Below are 17623 nucleotides of genomic sequence, written 5' to 3'. Positions count from 1 at the left end.
TCATCGCCCGCTATTAGAAAATGCAAGTTCAGCCCTCCCCCACTGCCGGGTGCCAGTCAGCTAAGGTTTCATCGCCACTAATGGGGCTGCTTTGCAGCCCTTCGCGGGTAAACCCGCTCCCACAGAACTTCTCGTATAAACCCTAGCCCGAGGATGCGCTACCACAGGGCGATGTCGTAGGTCAGGTAAATGCGGTTGCTGTCCCGGCCACGGGCGAAGTCCGCCCGGTACACATAGTTGCGCAGCTTCACCCCCAGGCCTTTGAAGCTGCCCGACTGCACCACGTACGCCAGCTCCATGTCGCGTTCCCACTCGCTCAAGCCCGCCGTGCCGGAGCGGCCATTGTCGCCGCTCAGGTAACGGGTCATGAACGTCAGCCCCGGCACGCCGGCAGCGGCGAAGTTGTAGGCATAGCTGGCCATCCAGGTTTTCTCTTCTTCCTCGATGAACTTGCCGATGCCGACGTTGCTGAACGAATACACCGTCGCCCCGCTGACATAAGGCAGCCCTGCCTCGCCATCGAGCACCTGGTAGCCCGCGCCCAGGGTGTGGCCGCTGTGGGTGTAGGCCAGCTGGCCGCTGAACATGTCGTTGTCGATGCGGCCGCCGTAGGCCGCGCCGCTGTCGTGGCTCTTGAAATAGCGCAGGTCGGTGGTCAGCACGCCGCCCGCCAGCGGCAGGTCATGCTGGACCCCGCCGAAGTCCTGGCGATAGAAGTGCTCCAGCTCGCCGTGGAAGTAGCTCAAGCGCAGTTGCTTGCTGACTGCGTACTCGGCGCCGGCGTAGGTGAAATCACCCGATTCGCGACCGCCGTAGCCGTCGGCATACAGCCCGGTGCTGTCGGAAGAGTCGCGCTGCTTGAAGCGGTCGAGGTGGCCGGCGCTCAGGGTCAGGCCGCTGATGTCGGTGCTGACCAGCTGGGTACCCTGGTAGGTCTGCGGCAGCAGGCGAGCATCGTTGTAGACCAGCACCGGGGTCTTGGGCAGCAAGCTGCCGTGCTTGACCACGGTGGCGCCCAGCCGGGCCTTGGCGGTTACCCCGGCACTGGCGAATTCGTCCGCCGCGCGGCCGTCGTCATGCACCGGCAGCAGGCCGGTGCCACTGCGCCCACGTCCCGAATCGAGCTTCACCCCGACCAGTGCCAGGGCATCCACCCCCAGGCCGAGCGGGCCTTGGGTGAAACCAGACTGGTAGTCCAGCAGGAAACCCTGCGCCCATTCCACCCGCTCGCTCTTGGCGTTGGCGGCGGCGCGGGGGCTCAGGCCCTGCTCGTCGCGAAAGTTCTCGTTGAAATACACATTGCGCAGCTGCAGCTTGAGGCTGGCGTCATCGATGAAACCGGCCGCCTGGGCCGCAGGCAAGGTGCAGAACAGCAGGCCGCAAGCGGCCCCACGCTGAAGGGCTCGTGTCATGTTCGGGGACTCTTTTATTGTTATTGGCGCGTTACCGGGCGGCCGCTCGGCCACCCGTCAGGGAGGGTCAGACGAAGAAGGACAGGGCCCCGGTCAGCAGGGCCAGCGCGGTGATCACCAGCGAAGTCAGCACCGCCCACTTCACCGTGGCTTTCTGGAACTCGCCGATGTCGCGGTCGACCATGCCGACCAACAGCAAGGTGGACGCCACCAGCGGGCTCATCAGGTGCACCGGCTGCCCAAGCACCGAGGCGCGGGCGATCTCCACCGGGTCGATGCCATAGGCGGCGGCCGCGTTGGCCAGGATCGGCACCACACCGAAGTAGTAGGCATCGTTGGACAGCACGAAGGTCAGCGGCATGCTGGTGATCGCCACCACCAGCGGGAACCAGTGGCCCCAGGCTTCAGGGATCCAGTCGACCAGGGTCTGCGCCAGCGCATCGACCATCTTGGTGCCGGAGAAGATGCCAGCGAAAATGCCGGCGGCGAACACCAGCAGCACCACGGTCATGGCGTTGCCGGAGTGAGCGAGGATGCGTTCCTTCTGCAGCTCGAGCTGCGGGTAGTTGATCATCAAGGCCGCGACGAAGCCGATCATGAACAGGATCGCCGCATGCATCAGGCCCATCACCAGCGCGACCATCACTGCGATCACCAGCACCAGGTTGACGTAGGCCAGGCGCGGGCGCTTGTGCGGAGTGTCTTCCAGGATCGCCTTGATGTAGCAGTTGCCGCCGCCGGATTCGAGCTTGATGTTGCCGATGCGCTTGCGCTCGGCGCGGCCCAGCAGGAAGGCGGTGAACACTACCCAGGCAGCGCCGCCGACCATGGTCGGCAGCATCGGGATGAAGTACTCGCTGGCATCCAGGCCCAGGGCGGCGATGGCCCGGGTGGCCGGCCCGCCCCACGGGCTCAGGCCGCTCATGATGCTCAGCGACAGCATGGCGATGGTCGCCAGGATCATAGGGTTCATGCCGATGCGCTTGTACAGCGGCAGCATGGCGGCGCAGGTGATCATGTAGGTGGTGGTGCCGTCGCCGTCGAGGGCCACCAGCAGCGACAGCAACGCGGTGCCCATGGCGATCTTGATCGGGTCGCCATTGACCCGTTTGAGGATCTTGCGGATCAACGGGTCGAACAGCCCGGCATCGATCATCAGGCCGAAGAACAGGATGGCGAACAGCAGCAGGGCGGCGGACGGTGCGACCGTTTTCAGGCCGTCGAGCATCATCTTGCCAAGGTCCGGGGCAAAGCCACCGATCACGGCGAAGACAATGGGCACTACGGTGAGCGCGACGATCGGCGACAGGCGTTTGCTCATGATCAGGTAGGTGAAGGTCACCACCATGACCAGGCCAAGCAATGCAAGCATGGGAATATTCTCTTGTTTTTATTGGGAGTGGCCGCGGCGAGCGCGAACGGCCCTTGCCCCACCCGCGCCTCGCGGCGCTGGGTGGAAGTTTATGTCATTCAGTGCTTGTAAGCGGGCGGTCTAGCCGTGCCGGTGTGGCTCACCGGCCGGCCAGTGGGCTGGGCTGTCTGTGCTGGCGGCGGGTTGCGGGCCATCGGCCAGGGTGCGCATCAGCGTCTGCCGGTCACAGGCGTTTTCCGACAGCGAGATGACCACCGTGGCTACCGCGTTGCTGGCAAGGCTAGTCAGCGCCCGCGCCTCGGACATGAAGCGGTCGACACCGATCAGCAGCGCCAGCCCCGCCAGCGGGATGTCGTGAATCACGGTCAGGGTCGAGGCCAGCGCAACGAAGCCGCTACCAGTGACCCCCGCCGCGCCCTTGGACGACAGCAGCATGATCGCCAGCATGGTCAGGGTCTGGCCCAGGGTCAGGTCGATGTTGCAGGCCTGGGCGATGAACACCGCGGCCAGCGACAGGTAGATGGCCGTGCCGTCGAGGTTGAACGAATAGCCGGTGGGCAGCACCAGCCCTACCACGCCCTTCTTGCAGCCCAGGGCTTCGAGCTTCTGCAGCATGCGCGGCAGCACCGGCTCGGTGGACGAAGTACCGAGCACCACCAAAAACTCTTCGCGCAGGTAGCGCAGCAGCTTCCACAGGCTGAAGCCATTGGCCCGGCACACCCCGCCAAGCACCACCAGCACGAAGAAGGCGCAGGCGATGTACAGGGTCATGACCAGCTTGGCCAGCGCGCCGAGCGAGCTGATGCCGTACTGCCCCACGGTGAACGCCAGGGCGCCGAAGGCACCTACCGGGGCGAAGCGCATCAGGTAGCCGAAGATCTTGAACACCATCTGCGAGGCCGACTCCAGCACCGTGAGCACCGGCTGGCCGCGCTCGCCCATGGCCGACAGGGCAAAGCCGCACAGCACGGCGAGGAACAGCACCGGCAGCACTTCGCCTTTGTTGAACGCGCCGATGAAGGTGTCGGGGATGATGTGCATGAAGAAGTCGACCACACCCAGCTTGGCCGCCGAGTCGGTGTACTGGCTCAGCCCTTGGGTGCTGAGGGTCGACGGGTCGATGTTCATGCCCTCGCCCGGGCGCAAGATATGCACCGCCGCCAGGCCGATCGCCAGGCTGATCACGGTCAGCACCAGGAACAGCAACAGCGTCTTGCTCATCAGCCGGCCCAGCGAGCGCCGATCGCTCATGCCGGCGATGCCGGTGACGATGGTGCAGAACACCACCGGTGCGATCATCATCTTGATCAACTTGATGAAGGCATCGCCCAGCGGTTTCAGGGCCACAGCCTGTTGCGCCCAGAAGTGCCCGACCACCACGCCCAGCAGGACGGCGCAGAGGATCTGGAAGTACAGCGATTTGACCAGTTTCATGAGGCATCACCCATTGTTGGATTTGTGCGGATGCGCTGTGTCGTCCGTGGGTACAGCGGCTCAGCCAGCCAGCCGCCGTGCCGTTGGCGCGTAGACGAAACCTGAGAACAGCCGGCGGGCGGTACGCACCACGGACGCCTGGATCGTCTTGCCATCCGGCCCGCTGCGCGAAAGCGCCACATCAATGCCACCGCTGGGGTGCTCGAGGCGCACTTCCTGCAGGCCCTGGGCCGCATCGCCAAGCAGGTTCATGGTGACGGTGCCGGGGCTGACGCAGGCAGTTGCCAGCCCGATTGCTCCGGTGATGGCCAGGGCCCGGTGGCAGTTGTGCGGCATGAAGTAGCGCACCTGCAGCGTGCCGCCGAACTTCGCCGGGCTGACCAGCACCGGCTTGGGGATGACCATGCCGCTGACATCGCCCAGGCCCATGGCCCGCCCGGCTTTGAGGCGCAGCGCTTCCAGGCGCTTGAGCAGGCGGCTGTCGGCATCCAGCTCGGCGGGGCTTTCGCCGCCGTCCAGGCCCAGCTGGCTGGCCTCGACGATCATCATCGGCATGGCCATGTCGATGCAGGTCACCGGCACGCCGTCGATCACATCGCAGGCTTGGCCGGTGGGGAACAGCTGCCCGGTCTTGCTGCCGACCGCGTCGAGGAAGGTCAGGTGGATCGGCGCCGCCGTGCCCGGCACGCCATCGATGGCCGTGCGGCCTTCGTAACGGACGATGCCGTTGGGCGTCTCGACCAGGGAATTGACGAAGGTGTTGGTGTTGAGATTGCGGATGCGCACCAGGGTCTTGCCCTCGACGGCCTTGACCAGGCCTTGCTCGATGGCGAACGGGCCCACGGCGCAGAGCATGTTGCCGCAGTTGGGCGCGGTGTCCACGCGGCGCTGGGCCACCATCACCTGGACGAACAGGTAATCGACATCGGCGTCGGCGTGCAGCGACGGGCTGACGATCGCCACCTTGCTGGTCTGCGGGCTGCCGCCACCGATGCCGTCGATTTCCAGCTCGTGGCCGGAGCCCATCAGGCGCAGCAGCACTTCATCGCGCTCGACCACATTGGTGGGCAGATCCCAGGCATGGAAGATGGGGCCTTTGGAGGTGCCGCCGCGCATGAGCACACAGGGGATTCGTTGCATGTCTAGTGACTCTTGTTGATCAATCGGCTGAATTGATGTTGTGATCGAAAGAGTGACAGGCATGGATAAATCAATCCAATGCAAAGATCGTAGCTATTATTGCGTTTGGCAAATCAATCAAACGTGGATGTTGATCACGTGTGGAACCCATGTTTTGTGTGGCAGGCACTGGCCTCATCGCCGGCTTGCCGGCGATGGGCTGCAAGGCAGCCCTGATCGCTATATCAAGGACTAAACCGAGAGTCGCCATGGAATACGAGCTCCAAGACATCAGATCTTTCGTGAAAATCGCCGAACTGGGCAGCTTCCACGAAGCGGCAGAGGTGCTGCACCTGTCGCAGCCGGCGCTGAGCAGGCGTATCAAGAAGCTCGAAGAGGGCCTGGGCACGCCGCTGCTCGAACGCACCACCCGGCGCGTCAGCCTGACCAGCGTCGGCCGGGATTTTTTGCCCAAGGCACGCCGCCTGCTCGATGATTTCGAGGACTCGATCCTGAGCATCCGCGAGCTGGCCGAGCGCCAGAGCGGCCAGGTCACCCTCGCCTGCATCCCCACGGCGGCCTTCTACTTCCTGCCCTCGGTGATCCGCCTGTACAACCAGCAGTACCCGAAGATCCGCATCCGCCTGCTCGACCTCAGCGCCAACGACGGCCTGGAGGCAGTGCTGCGCGGCGAAGCGGACTTCGGCATCAACATGATGAGCGGCCAGCACTCGGACATCGAGTTCGTCTCGCTGGTGCAGGAGCCGTTCGTCCTGGCCTGCCGGCGCGACCATGAACTGGCATCGCGCAAAGCGGTGACCTGGTCGGAACTGGCCGACTATCGGCTGATCGGCGTTGGCCGCCTGAGCGGCAACCGCATGCTGCTGGACCACGCCTTGAGCGGGCTGAGCCTGAGGCCCAAATGGTTCTACGAGGTGCAGCACCTGTCCACATCCCTGGGGATGGTCGAGGCCGGGCTGGGGGTTTCGGCAATGCCCAGCCTGGCGATGCCTGGGCCCGACCACCCGACCCTGGTCAGCGTCCCGCTCACCGAGCCGGAGGTCACCCGCACCCTGGGCCTTGTGTACCGGCGTGGCGCCTCGCTGTCGCCTGCGGCGGAAAAGTTCGTGGCGATACTGCTGGAGAAGTGGCGCAGCGGCTGAGCCTTTACAGCTCCAGTGCGCCCCTGAGCAAGGCCGCAAGCTTGGGCCCGGCCTCGGCGCCCTGCCCCTCCAGCAGCGCCAACGGGATGCCCTGCAACAGCGAGGCAAACTCGGCCAGGCCGTCGCCCAGCAATGCCATCGGGCAGGCAATTTCCATCTGCAGGCTGCGCAACCGCGTGGCCAGGGCCGGGCTGATCGGGCCCTGCACCCTGATCACCAGTGCAGCCGGGCGCATGGCCACGCACAGCAGCGGCAGCTCGTCCAGCGGCTGGGTGTTGCCGAGCACCTCGACACGCTGCTGTTCCCCACCCAGCATCAGGGCGCTGCACAGCAGCTCCAACTCGCTGACGCCACCGACTGCGCACAACAGCACGCGCGGGGCGGCGGCTTGGTTCAGTTGCAGGCGCAGCAACAGCCGGGCGCGCAGGAAGGTATCGAGGAACAGCCATTGGCTGCGTTGGCCGAACGCCGTGCCAGCGGCCAACTGGCGCCACACCGGCATCAGCACTTCGCGCAGCGCGACGGTTTTGGGGAACAAAGTGAACACCTGACCATGCAGCGCTTCGAGCGCCTGCCCATCGAAGGCCTGGGTGGCACGCAGCACGGCAGCGCGCCAGTCGTCGAAGGCATCGCTGCCCTGCTCGACCGCCCGGCCCCCTTGCTCGTGCTGACGGGCCAGCAACTCGCCGACCTTGCTGATCGGCAGGCCACTGCCCGTCCAGTGCAGGATGTCGCGGATGCGCTGTACATCCTCGGGCGTGTACAGGCGATGGCCGCCTTCGGTGCGCTGGGGGCTGATCAGCCCGTGGCGGCGCTCCCAGGCGCGCAGGGTCACCGGGTTGATGCCGGTCAGGCTCACCACATCGCGCATGGGCAGCAAATCAGGGGAAATCGCTTCGGTCATCGGGCATGTGGGGTCTAGGGGCCGGGGACGCCATTCTAAACCCATCCCCGCCTTTTGCGCCGAGCGTTCGTGCGTCATCATGGCGGCCAGCGCGCACGCCACCATTACCCGAGGCTCACATGATCGACGCAAAGCTGCTGCAACTGATGGTCGAAACCTCCAACGACGGCATCGTCGTCGCCGAACAGGAAGGCAGCGACAGCATCCTGATCTACGCCAACCCGGCATTCGAACGCCTGACCGGCTATGCCGTCGACGACATCCTCTACCAGGACTGCCGCTTCCTGCAGGGCCAGGACCATGACCAGCCGGGGCTTGCGAACATCCGCGAGGCGATCCGCGACGGCCGCCCTTGCCGCGAAGTGCTGCGCAACTACCGCAAGGACGGCAGCCTGTTCTGGAACGAGCTGTCGATCACCCCGGTGCACAATGAGGCCGACCAGCTGACCTATTTCATCGGCATTCAGCGTGACGTCAGTGCACAGGTATCCGCCGAGCAGAAAGTCCGCGAGCTGCAAGCCGAGGTGGCGCAGTTGCGCCAGCAACTGGCCACCAGCAACCACTGATGTACACGCCTGTGGGAGCGGGCCCTTCTAAAACTGTACAAGCAGGTTGACTTGTACAGTTTTAGACATAGGCTTCAGGTATACCTGTACAAAAATCGTTCCGTGTACAGGATTGCCTGGAGCCGCGCATGTCCGACTACCTGCAAACCTTCGCCGAACGCTTTGCCGGCTTGAACGCTGGCAACCTGCAGCGGCTCGACGAGCTGTACAGCGAAACGGTGACCTTCCGCGACCCCCTGCACCAGATCGACGGCCTGCCTGCCCTGCGTGCCTACTTCGCCACGCTGTACGCCAACGTGCAGGTCATCCGCTACGACTTCCACGGCGCCGACCAGGTACAGCCGGGCCACGGCTACTTGCGTTGGACCCTGCATTTTTGCCACCCGCGCCTGGCCGGCGGCAGGCCGATCAGCCTTGACGGCTGCAGCCACCTGCGCTGGCGCGAGCAAGTCGAGTTTCACCAGGACTACTTCGATGCCGGCGCGCTGCTGTACGAGCACGTGCCCGTGGTCGGTGGGCTGATCGGCTGGCTCAAGGGCCGGCTGGCATGAGCCGCTGCTGGTTGACCGGCGCCAGCAGCGGCATCGGCGCTGCCCTGGCGCTGTGCTTGCTGGAACAAGGCCATCAGGTCGCGCTGGGTGGCCGCCAGGCCAGCAGCTTGCAAGCGCTGGCCGAGCGCTTTGCAGGCCAGACGCTAATGGCCGTAGGTGATATCAGCGAGGCGCCGCAAGTAGCGCAGATCGCCGCGAGTATCGAGCAGCACTGGGGCGCCCTCGACCTGGTGATCCTCAACGCCGGCACCTGCGAGTACCTGGAGCCCGGCCACTTCGACCCGGCCCTGGTCGAACGGGTAATGCGCACCAACCTGCTGGGCCTGTGCCACTGCATCCAGGCCGCCCTGCCCCTGCTTCGGCGCGGCCAGCGACCACATCTGGTGGTGATGGGCAGTTCGGTGAGCTGGCTGGCGCTGCCACGGGCCGGTGCCTACGGCGCATCCAAGGCCGCAGTGCGCTACCTGGTCGAGTCGCTGCGCATCGACCTGATCACCGAAGGCATCGATGTCACCCTGGTCAGCCCCGGCTTCGTCGATACGCCGCTGACCCGGCGCAACGACTTCGCCATGCCGCAAATGTGGAGTGCCGAGCGCGCCGCCCGGCATATCGCCGCACGCCTGGCGCAGCGGCCACTGGAGATCAACTTCCCCGGCCTGTTCACCTGCGTGTTGCGCCTGCTCGGCGCACTGCCGGTGCGCTGGCGCCTGAAGCTGGGCCAGCGCATGGCCCGCCGTGAACAGGGGTAGCCGACCATGCGGATCGCCATCATCGGCAGCGGCATCGCCGGCCTGACCTGCGCCCACCTACTCTCGCGCCGGCACCAAGTCACGGTGTTCGAGGCTGCCGACTGGATCGGTGGCCACACCCACACGGTCGATGTGCAGTGGCGCGGCCAGCACTATGCCGTGGACACCGGGTTCATCGTCTTCAACGACTGGACCTACCCCAGCTTCATCCGCCTGCTGGGCTACCTGGGGGTAGCCTCGCGGCCCACGCAGATGAGCTTTTCAGTGCACGACCCGCGCACCGGCTGCGAGTACAACGGCCACACCCTCGACAGCCTTTTCGCCCAACGTCGCAATCTGCTGTCACCGGGCTTCTGGGGCATGCTGCGGGACATTTTGCGCTTCAACCGCCAGGCCCTCGCCGACCTGGACAACCAGCGCATCGAAGCCACCACCACCCTTGGCGACTACCTGCGCACGCAGCGCTACGGCCAGCGTTTCATCGACCACTACATCGTGCCCATGGGGTCGGCGATCTGGTCGATGTCACGCAGCGACATGCTGCGCTTCCCGCTGCAGTTCTTCGTGCGCTTTTGCCGCAACCACGGCTTGCTGTCGGTCAGCCACCGCCCGCAATGGCGGGTGGTCGAAGGCGGTTCGCGCAGTTACCTGGCGCCGCTGTGCCGGCCGTTCGCAGAGCGCATTCGCCTGAACTGCGCGGTCAGCCGGGTCTGCCGTGACGATGGCGGCGTAACGCTGAACAGCACGGCCGGCAGCGAACGGTTCGACAGGGTGGTGTTCGCCTGCCACAGCGACCAGGCCCTGGCGCTGCTGGAGGCCCCCAGCGCCGAGGAACGCGCGGTGCTCGGCGCCATTCGCTACGCCAGCAACGATGTGCTGCTGCACACCGACACCCGCCTGCTGCCAAGGCGGCGCAAGGCCTGGGCCAGCTGGAACTACCGCCTGGGTGGCAGCGAACAGGCGCCCGCCGCGCTGACCTACGACATGAACATCCTGCAGGGCATCGAGGCTCCGGTGACGTTCTGCGTCAGCCTGAACCAGACCGCCCTGGTGGACCCAGCGCAGATCCTCGCCCGCTACCAGTACGCCCACCCGCAATACAGCCTGGCGGCGCTGGCCGCCCAAGCCCGCCAAGGCGAGTTGCAGGGGCGCCAGCACAGCTATTACTGCGGTGCCTACTGGGCCAACGGCTTTCACGAGGACGGCGTGGTCAGCGCGCTGCAAGTGGCCGAACACTTTGGAGAGCGCCTGTGAACAGCAGCCTGTGCCGCGGCTGGGTCAGCCATCGGCGCCTGACACCGCGCCTGCATGCCTTTCGCTACCGCATCGGCATGCTCTACCTGGACCTGGCCGAACAGCCCTGGCTGCTTGGCCTGTCACGCTGGCTCGGGCACTCGCGCCTGGCCCCGCTTTGCTGGCGTGAAAGCGACTACCTGCCGGCCCTTACCCGCAGCGGCATGCCGCTGGCCCAGGCCGCCCGCCAACTGGTCGGCCAGGCTACCGGGCAGGTCCCCGAGGGCGCCGTGCACCTGCTCACCCAGCCACGCTGCTGGGGGCTGTCGTTCAACCCGGTGAGTTTCTACTTCTGCCATGACCGCGAGGGCCAGCTCGCGGCGATCCTGCTGGAAGTGCGCAACACCCCTTGGCGCGAACGCTTCCACTACGTGCTGCCGGTGCAGCCAGGCCAGCCCCGGCAGTTCTGCGTGGCCAAGGCCTTCCATGTGTCGCCGTTCATGCCGCTGGACATGGAGTACCGCCTGCGTTTTTTCCTCGATGCCCAGCGGCTGCGCATCCACATGGAAAACCACCGCGAAGGGCAGGCAGTGTTCGCCGCCGACCTGGCCCTTGAGCGCCGGGTGCTGAACCGCAGCAGCTTGCACCAGCACCTGCTGGCCTTCCCGTGGATGAGCCTGCGCACGCTGTCGGCCATCTACTGGCAAGCCCTGCGCCTGCTGTTCAAGCGCACGCCCATCCACGATCACCGCGCAAGCCAGGGCAACCTGCGCCTTGGCCAGACCACCTGTGAGGAGCCCAAACATGCCCGAACCCACGTTGAGCGTTAGCAAATCGGCGGGCCTGACACCGCTGCTCGGTGGCCTGGTCAGGAACGCCGTGCTGGCCCAGCTACGCCGGATCAGCCGCGGCCAGCTACGGCTGATCGGCAACGACCAGCAATGGACCTTCGGTGAAACCGACAGCGCGCTATACGCCGAAGTCGAGATCCTGGACGAGGCCGCCTGGGGCATGGTTGCCGGCAATGGCTCGATTGGCGCCGGCGAGGCCTATATCCACGGTTACTGGCGCAGCCCTGACCTTGCGGCAGTGACCCGTCTGTTCGTCGCCAACCTCGACGTGCTCGATGCCATGGAACGCGGCCTGGCGCGCTTCGGCCGCCCGGCCCTGCGCCTGTTGCACAGCCTCAATCGCAACAGCCGGCGCGGCGCGCGGCGCAATATCCTGGCCCATTACGACTTGGGCAATGCCCTGTTCGAACGCTTGCTCGACCCGACCATGATGTATTCCGCGGCGCAGTTCGACAGCGCCGAGCAAAGCCTGGAACAGGCGCAGTTGAACAAGCTCGAACGTATCTGTCAGAAGCTCGAGCTCAAGCCCCACGACCACTTGCTGGAGATCGGCAGCGGCTGGGGCAGCCTGGCCATCCACGCCGCCACCCGCCATGGCTGCCGGGTCACTACCACCACACTGTCCCAGGCGCAATACAGCCATACCCTGCAGCGGGTCAAGGCGCTGGGCCTGGAGCGGCGCATCAGCGTGTTGTGCGAGGACTACCGCGACCTGCGCGGGCGCTTCGACAAGCTGGTGTCGATCGAGATGATCGAGGCCGTGGGCCATCGCTACCTGCCAACCTATTTTCGCCAGTGCGCGGCGTTGCTCAAGGACGACGGCCTGATGCTGCTGCAGGCCATCACCATCCGCGACCAGCGCTACGCCCAGGCGCGCCGCTCGGTGGACTTCATCCAGCGCTACATCTTCCCCGGCGGCGCCTTGCCCTCGCTCAGCGTGCTGCTCGACACCGCCAGCCGGCAGACCGCGTTGAACCTGCTGCACATGGAGGACTTCGGCCAGGACTATGCACGCACCCTGCGCCACTGGCGCGACAACCTGCGCCTGGCGCGCGGGGCGCTCAGCGAAATGGGTTACGACGACACCTTCCAGCGGCTGTGGGAGTTCTACTTGTGCTACTGCCAGGGCGGCTTCGAGGAGCGGGTCATCGGTGTGGCGCAATTGCTCTGGGCCACACCCCAGGCACGCCGGGCACCGCTGCCGGGCGCCTGAGCATGCTGCGCGCCTGGCTGCTGGCCAATGCGCTGTGGCTGCAGGCTGGCTGGTGGGCCTGCGTGCTCGGCGCAACACGGCCCTGGCTGTTGCTGCTGGTGGCTGCCGGGCTGGCGCTGCACCTGCGCTATTGCCGCGACCGCGTGGGCGAGGCACGGGCTCTGTTGCGCGTGACGCTTGCCGGTTGCCTGCTCGACAGCCTGCTGGGCGCACTGGGGGTCTTCAGCTTTGCGCAATGGCCGCTACCCGGCTGGCTGGCCTTGCTGTGGCTGGTGCTGGCCAGCGGCTTGCGCCACAGCCTGGCCTGGGCCGCGAGACCGGCCTGGCGCGGGGTGCTGCTGGGTTTGCTGGGCGGTCCGCTGGCCTATCTGGCCGGTGCGCAGCTTGCGGGCGTGGGGCTGCCGCTGGGCTCACTCGCCACGGCCCTGCTGCTGGCGCCGTTATGGGCGCTGGCCTTGCCGCTGGCCTTGCGCCTGGCCGCGTGGCGCTGAGCGACGGCAGCGCTCGGAGCAGTAGCGCACCTGCTGCCAACAACGCGCCCAGCGCTTGCGCCAGCTGAACGGCCGGCCACAGGCCACGCAGACTTTGCTCGGCAACAGGCTTTTGTTCATCCGCCGGCCTGGGGCAAACGCCGGAAAAACAAGGTGATCTGGCCGATCTCCACGCCGAACTTGCGCATGCTCGAGCGGTTGATCAGGGTGTCTTCATCCATCAGGTACATCCAGTCGTCGAGGTCCACCTGCCAGTGGCTGCCATCCACCGGCAGATCCAGGCGGTACTGCCAGCGCAGCGCATTGCCCGCTACCTCGCCACGGGCCTCGCCGATCACGTCCCCTGCCCGCCCCCGCCAGCGGCCGGGGCCGTCCGGGGTGAGCGTCCAGGTGCGCTGCTGGCGGGTGCCGTCGCTGTAGACAAAGTGCTCGTCGAGGATCAGCCGCTCGCCTTCACGGCGGCTGTCGATGCGCACGTGGAAGCGCTTGACCACTTCGCCGTTGCGTTTCTGGAACATGCCCCAGGCTTCTACCGGGGTGGCAAAGAACGCCACCAGGTCCAGGCCCGGTTGCTGCCCGCGATAGTGTTCGACGCCGACATTGCCGCAACTGCCGAGCAGCAGGCAGGCGAGCACAAGTACGAGGTTACGCATGGTCAGCCTCCGCGATCTTCTTTGGCCAGCCCGAGCAGGCGTTGGCGCAACTGTGGGTCTCGGGCTCTCGGGTCCAGCCAGATGGCGAAGAACGCCTGGGCGAAGGCCGGGTCGGCGACCTCGGCGCGCAGTTGGCCATCGACATAGAAGCGGCAGCCCTGCCCGGGCAGGTACAGCCCGGTGATGCGCATGCCCGGGCGCACCTCGACAAACGCGGCGCGCATGTTGTTTGCCCAGCGCTCGAGGGTTTGCGGGCTGGGCGGCTGCGCGGCCAGACGGCGCATTTCGGTGAGGCTGGCGTCGACCAGGGTGTCGCGGGACAGTGCCCGGTGGTAGCGCAGTTCGAGGGCGAAGGGTTCATCCCAGCTTTGCGGCGAACCGGCACTGAACAGGCGGGCGCTGTACAGGCGCAGGCCGAACCAGCTGAAGTCGCCGCTGCCGGTCAGGTGGGCCTGTGGCAGGGTGGTGCGCCAGTCTGCGCAGGCGGGCTGGGATAGGGCCATAGCCATGGCCAGGAGGATGGCCAGGGTAATCAGCGTTTGCCTTGCGGGGTTGTGGGCCATTTAGCGAACACCCAGGCGTATGCGAATACTGTACAAGTATATTTTCTTGTACAGATATTGGTGGCTGAAATCTTGATTTTGTATAGATTTTTTAGGGTGGGGTTTGGGGCTTAGTGTTTTGGTTTTGGTAGATGTATGCGCATTCAGCGGTGATGTCGACTTTTAGTCACCTTTCCGCCCTTACGGCGGGTTACTTTGGTCTTGGCCAAAGTAACCAAAGCCGTTCGCTCCCATCATACGGCCCCTGCGCTGCGCTCCGGGGTCCCCTCGCTCCGGTGCCTTCCGGGCCCGCGCGGCCTACGACTTGCTGCGCAAGTCTACATCTCGCGCCTTCGGCTTACGCCGAAGGGTGCTGCGCACCAGGGCCCTCCAGTCACCTCCACTCGGCCTCCTGAAGTCGCAATTTGTGTTGCCTGGACTATTGCGCGCTTAGAAGCAAAAGCAAGAGCAAGAGCAAGAGCAGTAATACGGCTATCTATATTTGGCTGTTGTTTATGTGTTGTTTGTTCGAACCCATTGAACTTGCACGTTCACTGTAGGAGCGGCCTTGTGCCGCGAAAGGGCTGCGCAGCGGCCCCGGCAATCTATGTGGTAACGCTGGGGCCGCTTTGCGGCCCTTTCGCGGCACAAGGCCGCTCCTACAAGTGCAGTGCATTGCAATCCTGAGCTCCCAACCATTCCAACTAGCGACAGCTAACGCCAGCCCAGGCGCCGCCCCTAACTTCGCGACTTCAGGAGGCTGAGCGTAGGCGTCTGGAGGGCCCTGGTGCGCAGCACCCTTCGGCGCAGCCGAAGGCGCGAGATGTAGACTTGCGCAGCAAGTCGGAGGCCGCGCGGGCCCGGAAGACGCCGGAGCGAAGGGACCCGCAGCGCAGCGGAGGGCCGTATGAATGGAGCGAGCGGTTTTTGGTTACTTTTTTCCAAGAAAAAAAGTAACCCGCCGTAAGGGCGGAAAGGTGACTTCGCGTCGACATCACAAATGAATGCACATACAACTACACAAACCCACTCACCCCAAACAACTAGCAACTAGCAACTAGCAACTAGCAACTAGCAACTAGCAACTAGCAACTAGCAACTAGCAACAACATTACGCAATAGCAACTCAAGCCCATTGCCCCCACGCGATCCACAACGCGAAGCCCAACAACCCGCGGCGAGGTGCTTGAAGCCCCGCTGTCCCAGGCAGCCTAACCGCATGCATCGCGCCCCCAAACATCCCAGCCCAAGACATGAACGAATCTTCATCTTCGCTGTGCGCCCCTGCCAGCAGGGCTCCACGCCCCTCCCCGGCGCTGCACGCCAGCCCCCACCTTGAGCCCCGTCGCACGCCCGCGTAGCATCGCCGCCCCGCACGCATCGCCCTGACCGACCCGCCACTGCCCATGCCACAACCCATCCCCCTCAAGGACCACGAAACAGAAAAGCACCTGGTCAACCGCCGGTTGCTGGCCTGTGCCCTGCTGGTGTTCAGCCTGGTGGCGGTGCTGGTGGGCCGGCTCTATGTGCTGCAGGTGGTGCAGCATGACCAGCAGACCGCAGTGTCGGAAAACAACCGCGTGCACGTGCTGCCGATCCCGCCCGAGCGCGGGCTGATCTATGACCGCAATGGCGTGGTCCTGGCCGACAACAAGCCCAGCTTCAACCTGACCATGACCCGCGAGCGGGCCGGTGATTCGGCCAAGGTGCTCGACGCCCTGGCGCAGGTTCTCAACCTCGGCGAGGACGAGCGCCACCAGTTCGACAAGGACCTGCGCCGTGGCCGCAAGCCCTTCGAGCCGGTCACGCTGATGGTTGGCCTGAGCGAGGAACAGATTGCCCTGATCGCCGTCAACCAGTTCCGCCTGCCGGGGCTGGAGGTGGAGCCGCAGTTCATCCGCGAATACCCACTGGCCGAGCACTTCGCCCATTCGGTGGGCTATGTCGGGCGCATCAACGAGAAAGAAGCCAAGTCCCTCGACAGCACCGAATACCGGGGCACCCAGTCGATCGGCAAGACCGGCGTCGAGCGCTTCTACGAACATGAACTGCACGGCCAGGTGGGTTACGAAGAGGTCGAGACCAACGCCCAGGGCCGGGTGATGCGCGTGCTGCGCCACCACGACCCGGTGCCGGGCAAGTCCATCGTGCTGAGCCTGGACGCCCACCTGCAGCAGGCCGCGGAAAAGGCCCTGGGTGACCGACGTGGCGCAGTGGTGGTGCTGGACCCGGCCAACGGCGACGTGCTGGCGATGGTCAGTAACCCCAGCTTCGACCCCAACCTGTTCGTCAAGGGCATCAGCTCCAGGCAGTACTCGGCACTGCGCGACTCGATCGACCGGCCATTGTTCAACCGCGTGCTGCGCGGCCTGTATGCCCCAGGCTCGACGGTCAAGCCGGAAGTGGCCATTGCCGGCCTCGACAGCGGCGTGATCACCCCCGGTAGCCGGGTGTTCGACCCCGGTTACTACGAACTGCCCAACTACGACCACAAGTACCGCAACTGGAACCACAGCGGCGATGGCTGGGTAGACATGTACACCGCGATCATGCGCTCCAACGACACCTACTTCTACGACCTGGCGCACAAGCTGGGCATAGACCGGCTGCATGACTACATGGCCGAATTCGGCCTGGGCCAGAAGGTCTCGCTGGACATGTTCGAGGAAGCCCCCGGGCTGATGCCGTCGCAAGCCTGGAAACGCGCCACCCGCCGCCAGGCCTGGTTCCCCGGCGAAACGCTGATCCTTGGCATCGGCCAGGGCTACATGCAGGTCACCCCGCTGCAACTGGCCCAGGCCACCAGCCTGCTGGCCAGCAAGGGCGCCTGGCACCGCCCGCACCTGGCGATGACCGTCGGCGGCCAGGCCCCCATCGACCCCAACCCTATGCCGGACATCGTGCTGCACGACAAGCGCGCCTGGGACCAAGTCAACCAGGGCATGCAAATGGTCATGCACGATGCCCGCGGCATCGCCCGCGCCGCCGCCGCCGGGGCCCAGTACCGCATCGCCGGCAAGAGCGGCACCGCGCAGGTGGTGGCGATCAAGCAGGGCGAGCGCTACAACCGTAACAAGACCCTGGAACGCCACCGCGACAATGCCCTGTTCGTCGGCTTCGCCCCGGCCGACCACCCGGCCGTGGTGGTGGCAGTGATGATCGAGAACGGCGAGGCCGGTGGACGGGTGGCGGGGCCGGTGGTGCGCGAGGTGATGGATGCCTATCTGCTGGATGAGCAGGGGCATCTGAAAGGGCAATATGCCGGCAATGGCACACCTGCCATACCGCACACTTAGCGTCCTGCCTCAGGAGCAAGCTGCTCGCTTCTGGCGGTGGCTTGGTTTGACAGCCAAGCCACCGCCAAAAGAAA

At 65.4% G+C, this 17623-nt stretch carries 17 protein-coding genes; 9 read left to right on the top strand and 8 right to left on the bottom strand.

From position 1 onward, the window contains the following. Nucleotides 1–158: 158 nt before the first annotated feature. The 4 genes from EJA05_RS11795 to EJA05_RS11780 form a co-directional block, all read right to left on the bottom strand. Entirely contained in the window at nt 159–1412 is a 1254-nt protein-coding gene (locus EJA05_RS11795) for an OprD family porin (protein WP_125463755.1), read from the bottom strand. Between the two features lie 67 nt (nt 1413–1479). Continuing rightward, nucleotides 1480–2784, bottom strand: a complete 1305-nt coding sequence (locus tag EJA05_RS11790) for a CitMHS family transporter (protein ID WP_110994842.1) — start codon at nt 2782–2784, stop codon at nt 1480–1482. A 120-nt stretch (nt 2785–2904) separates the two neighbouring features. Further along, a complete protein-coding gene (gene dctA, locus EJA05_RS11785) occupies nt 2905–4218 on the bottom strand; it encodes a C4-dicarboxylate transporter DctA (RefSeq protein WP_125858362.1) in 1314 nt (437 codons plus the stop codon). Between the two features lie 60 nt (nt 4219–4278). Then, complete coding sequence (locus EJA05_RS11780) at nt 4279–5358, bottom strand: 4-oxalomesaconate tautomerase (protein WP_125858361.1); 1080 nt, start codon at nt 5356–5358, stop codon at nt 4279–4281. 248 nt (nt 5359–5606) lie between these two features. On the opposite strand from EJA05_RS11780, the gene EJA05_RS11775 reads away from it, so the two are divergent. Then, complete coding sequence (locus EJA05_RS11775; RefSeq protein ID WP_110994839.1) at nt 5607–6500, top strand: LysR family transcriptional regulator; 894 nt, start codon at nt 5607–5609, stop codon at nt 6498–6500. A gap of 4 nt (nt 6501–6504) precedes the next feature. Here the strand turns inward: EJA05_RS11775 and EJA05_RS11770 are convergent, their stop codons facing one another. Continuing rightward, the gene (locus EJA05_RS11770) at nt 6505–7404 is read right to left on the bottom strand and encodes a MerR family transcriptional regulator (protein ID WP_125858360.1); all 900 of its coding nucleotides are present in this window, start codon (nt 7402–7404) and stop codon (nt 6505–6507) included. A 119-nt stretch (nt 7405–7523) separates the two neighbouring features. On the opposite strand from EJA05_RS11770, the gene EJA05_RS11765 reads away from it, so the two are divergent. From EJA05_RS11765 to EJA05_RS11735, 7 genes are all read left to right on the top strand, one after another. Further along, a complete protein-coding gene (locus EJA05_RS11765) occupies nt 7524–7970 on the top strand; it encodes a PAS domain-containing protein (protein WP_125858359.1) in 447 nt (148 codons plus the stop codon). 128 nt (nt 7971–8098) lie between these two features. Next, nucleotides 8099–8521 carry a nuclear transport factor 2 family protein gene (locus EJA05_RS11760; protein ID WP_125858358.1) on the top strand — a complete coding sequence of 141 codons (423 nt, stop codon included), beginning with the start codon at nt 8099–8101 and terminating at the stop codon, nt 8519–8521. Further along, nucleotides 8518–9270, top strand: a complete 753-nt coding sequence (locus EJA05_RS11755; protein ID WP_125858357.1) for an SDR family NAD(P)-dependent oxidoreductase — start codon at nt 8518–8520, stop codon at nt 9268–9270. The genes EJA05_RS11760 and EJA05_RS11755 overlap by 4 nt, the downstream gene beginning before the upstream one ends. A 6-nt stretch (nt 9271–9276) precedes the next feature. Further along, nucleotides 9277–10524, top strand: a complete 1248-nt coding sequence (locus tag EJA05_RS11750; RefSeq protein WP_125858356.1) for an NAD(P)/FAD-dependent oxidoreductase — start codon at nt 9277–9279, stop codon at nt 10522–10524. Continuing rightward, nucleotides 10521–11333: a DUF1365 domain-containing protein gene (locus EJA05_RS11745; RefSeq protein WP_125858355.1), complete on the top strand. Its 813-nt coding sequence runs from the start codon at nt 10521–10523 to the stop codon at nt 11331–11333. The genes EJA05_RS11750 and EJA05_RS11745 overlap by 4 nt, the downstream gene beginning before the upstream one ends. Beyond that, nucleotides 11308–12567, top strand: a complete 1260-nt coding sequence (locus EJA05_RS11740) for an SAM-dependent methyltransferase (RefSeq protein ID WP_125858354.1) — start codon at nt 11308–11310, stop codon at nt 12565–12567. Before EJA05_RS11745 ends, EJA05_RS11740 begins: the two co-directional genes overlap by 26 nt. Before the next feature lie 2 nt (nt 12568–12569). Continuing rightward, nucleotides 12570–13058: a DUF2878 family protein gene (locus EJA05_RS11735; RefSeq protein ID WP_125858353.1), complete on the top strand. Its 489-nt coding sequence runs from the start codon at nt 12570–12572 to the stop codon at nt 13056–13058. Here EJA05_RS11735 and EJA05_RS11730 read toward each other — a convergent pair. The 3 genes from EJA05_RS11730 to EJA05_RS11720 are packed head-to-tail and all read right to left on the bottom strand — an operon-like array spanning nt 13008 to nt 14274. Beyond that, nucleotides 13008–13178 carry a DUF2256 domain-containing protein gene (locus EJA05_RS11730; protein WP_125858352.1) on the bottom strand — a complete coding sequence of 57 codons (171 nt, stop codon included), beginning with the start codon at nt 13176–13178 and terminating at the stop codon, nt 13008–13010. The two genes, EJA05_RS11735 and EJA05_RS11730, sit on opposite strands and share 51 nt — an antisense overlap. After that, nucleotides 13175–13711 carry a DUF3833 domain-containing protein gene (locus EJA05_RS11725; protein ID WP_125463742.1) on the bottom strand — a complete coding sequence of 179 codons (537 nt, stop codon included), beginning with the start codon at nt 13709–13711 and terminating at the stop codon, nt 13175–13177. Before EJA05_RS11725 ends, EJA05_RS11730 begins: the two co-directional genes overlap by 4 nt. Nucleotides 13712–13713: 2 nt before the next feature. Beyond that, nucleotides 13714–14274, bottom strand: coding sequence for a chalcone isomerase family protein (locus tag EJA05_RS11720; protein WP_125858351.1), 561 nt, complete (start codon nt 14272–14274; stop codon nt 13714–13716). Between the two features lie 1385 nt (nt 14275–15659). Here EJA05_RS11720 and mrdA point away from each other — a divergent pair. Continuing rightward, nucleotides 15660–17549 (top strand): penicillin-binding protein 2, encoded by a 1890-nt coding sequence (gene mrdA / locus EJA05_RS11715; RefSeq protein ID WP_125858350.1) that lies wholly within the window; start codon nt 15660–15662, stop codon nt 17547–17549. Nucleotides 17550–17623 lie beyond the last annotated feature (74 nt).

The organism is Pseudomonas oryziphila, assembly GCF_003940825.1.
GTDB lineage: Bacteria > Pseudomonadota > Gammaproteobacteria > Pseudomonadales > Pseudomonadaceae > Aquipseudomonas > Aquipseudomonas sichuanensis.
This window is presented reverse-complemented; position numbering and strand designations above follow the sequence as displayed.

Excerpts from the sequence above, each read along its gene's own strand:
- EJA05_RS11740 (WP_125858354.1), top strand. The coding sequence starts at position 11,308 with ATGCCCGAACCCACGTTGAGCGTTAGCAAATCGGCGGGCCTGACACCG.
- EJA05_RS11795 (WP_125463755.1), bottom strand. The coding sequence starts at position 1,412 with ATGACACGAGCCCTTCAGCGTGGGGCCGCTTGCGGCCTGCTGTTCTGC.
- EJA05_RS11755 (WP_125858357.1), top strand. The coding sequence starts at position 8,518 with ATGAGCCGCTGCTGGTTGACCGGCGCCAGCAGCGGCATCGGCGCTGCC.
- EJA05_RS11765 (WP_125858359.1), top strand. The coding sequence starts at position 7,524 with ATGATCGACGCAAAGCTGCTGCAACTGATGGTCGAAACCTCCAACGAC.
- EJA05_RS11725 (WP_125463742.1), bottom strand. The coding sequence starts at position 13,711 with ATGCGTAACCTCGTACTTGTGCTCGCCTGCCTGCTGCTCGGCAGTTGC.
- EJA05_RS11760 (WP_125858358.1), top strand. The coding sequence starts at position 8,099 with ATGTCCGACTACCTGCAAACCTTCGCCGAACGCTTTGCCGGCTTGAAC.
- EJA05_RS11790 (WP_110994842.1), bottom strand. The coding sequence starts at position 2,784 with ATGCTTGCATTGCTTGGCCTGGTCATGGTGGTGACCTTCACCTACCTG.
- mrdA (WP_125858350.1), top strand. The coding sequence starts at position 15,660 with ATGCCACAACCCATCCCCCTCAAGGACCACGAAACAGAAAAGCACCTG.
- EJA05_RS11780 (WP_125858361.1), bottom strand. The coding sequence starts at position 5,358 with ATGCAACGAATCCCCTGTGTGCTCATGCGCGGCGGCACCTCCAAAGGC.
- EJA05_RS11775 (WP_110994839.1), top strand. The coding sequence starts at position 5,607 with ATGGAATACGAGCTCCAAGACATCAGATCTTTCGTGAAAATCGCCGAA.
- dctA (WP_125858362.1), bottom strand. The coding sequence starts at position 4,218 with ATGAAACTGGTCAAATCGCTGTACTTCCAGATCCTCTGCGCCGTCCTG.
- EJA05_RS11730 (WP_125858352.1), bottom strand. The coding sequence starts at position 13,178 with ATGAACAAAAGCCTGTTGCCGAGCAAAGTCTGCGTGGCCTGTGGCCGG.
- EJA05_RS11720 (WP_125858351.1), bottom strand. The coding sequence starts at position 14,274 with ATGGCCCACAACCCCGCAAGGCAAACGCTGATTACCCTGGCCATCCTC.
- EJA05_RS11735 (WP_125858353.1), top strand. The coding sequence starts at position 12,570 with ATGCTGCGCGCCTGGCTGCTGGCCAATGCGCTGTGGCTGCAGGCTGGC.
- EJA05_RS11750 (WP_125858356.1), top strand. The coding sequence starts at position 9,277 with ATGCGGATCGCCATCATCGGCAGCGGCATCGCCGGCCTGACCTGCGCC.
- EJA05_RS11770 (WP_125858360.1), bottom strand. The coding sequence starts at position 7,404 with ATGACCGAAGCGATTTCCCCTGATTTGCTGCCCATGCGCGATGTGGTG.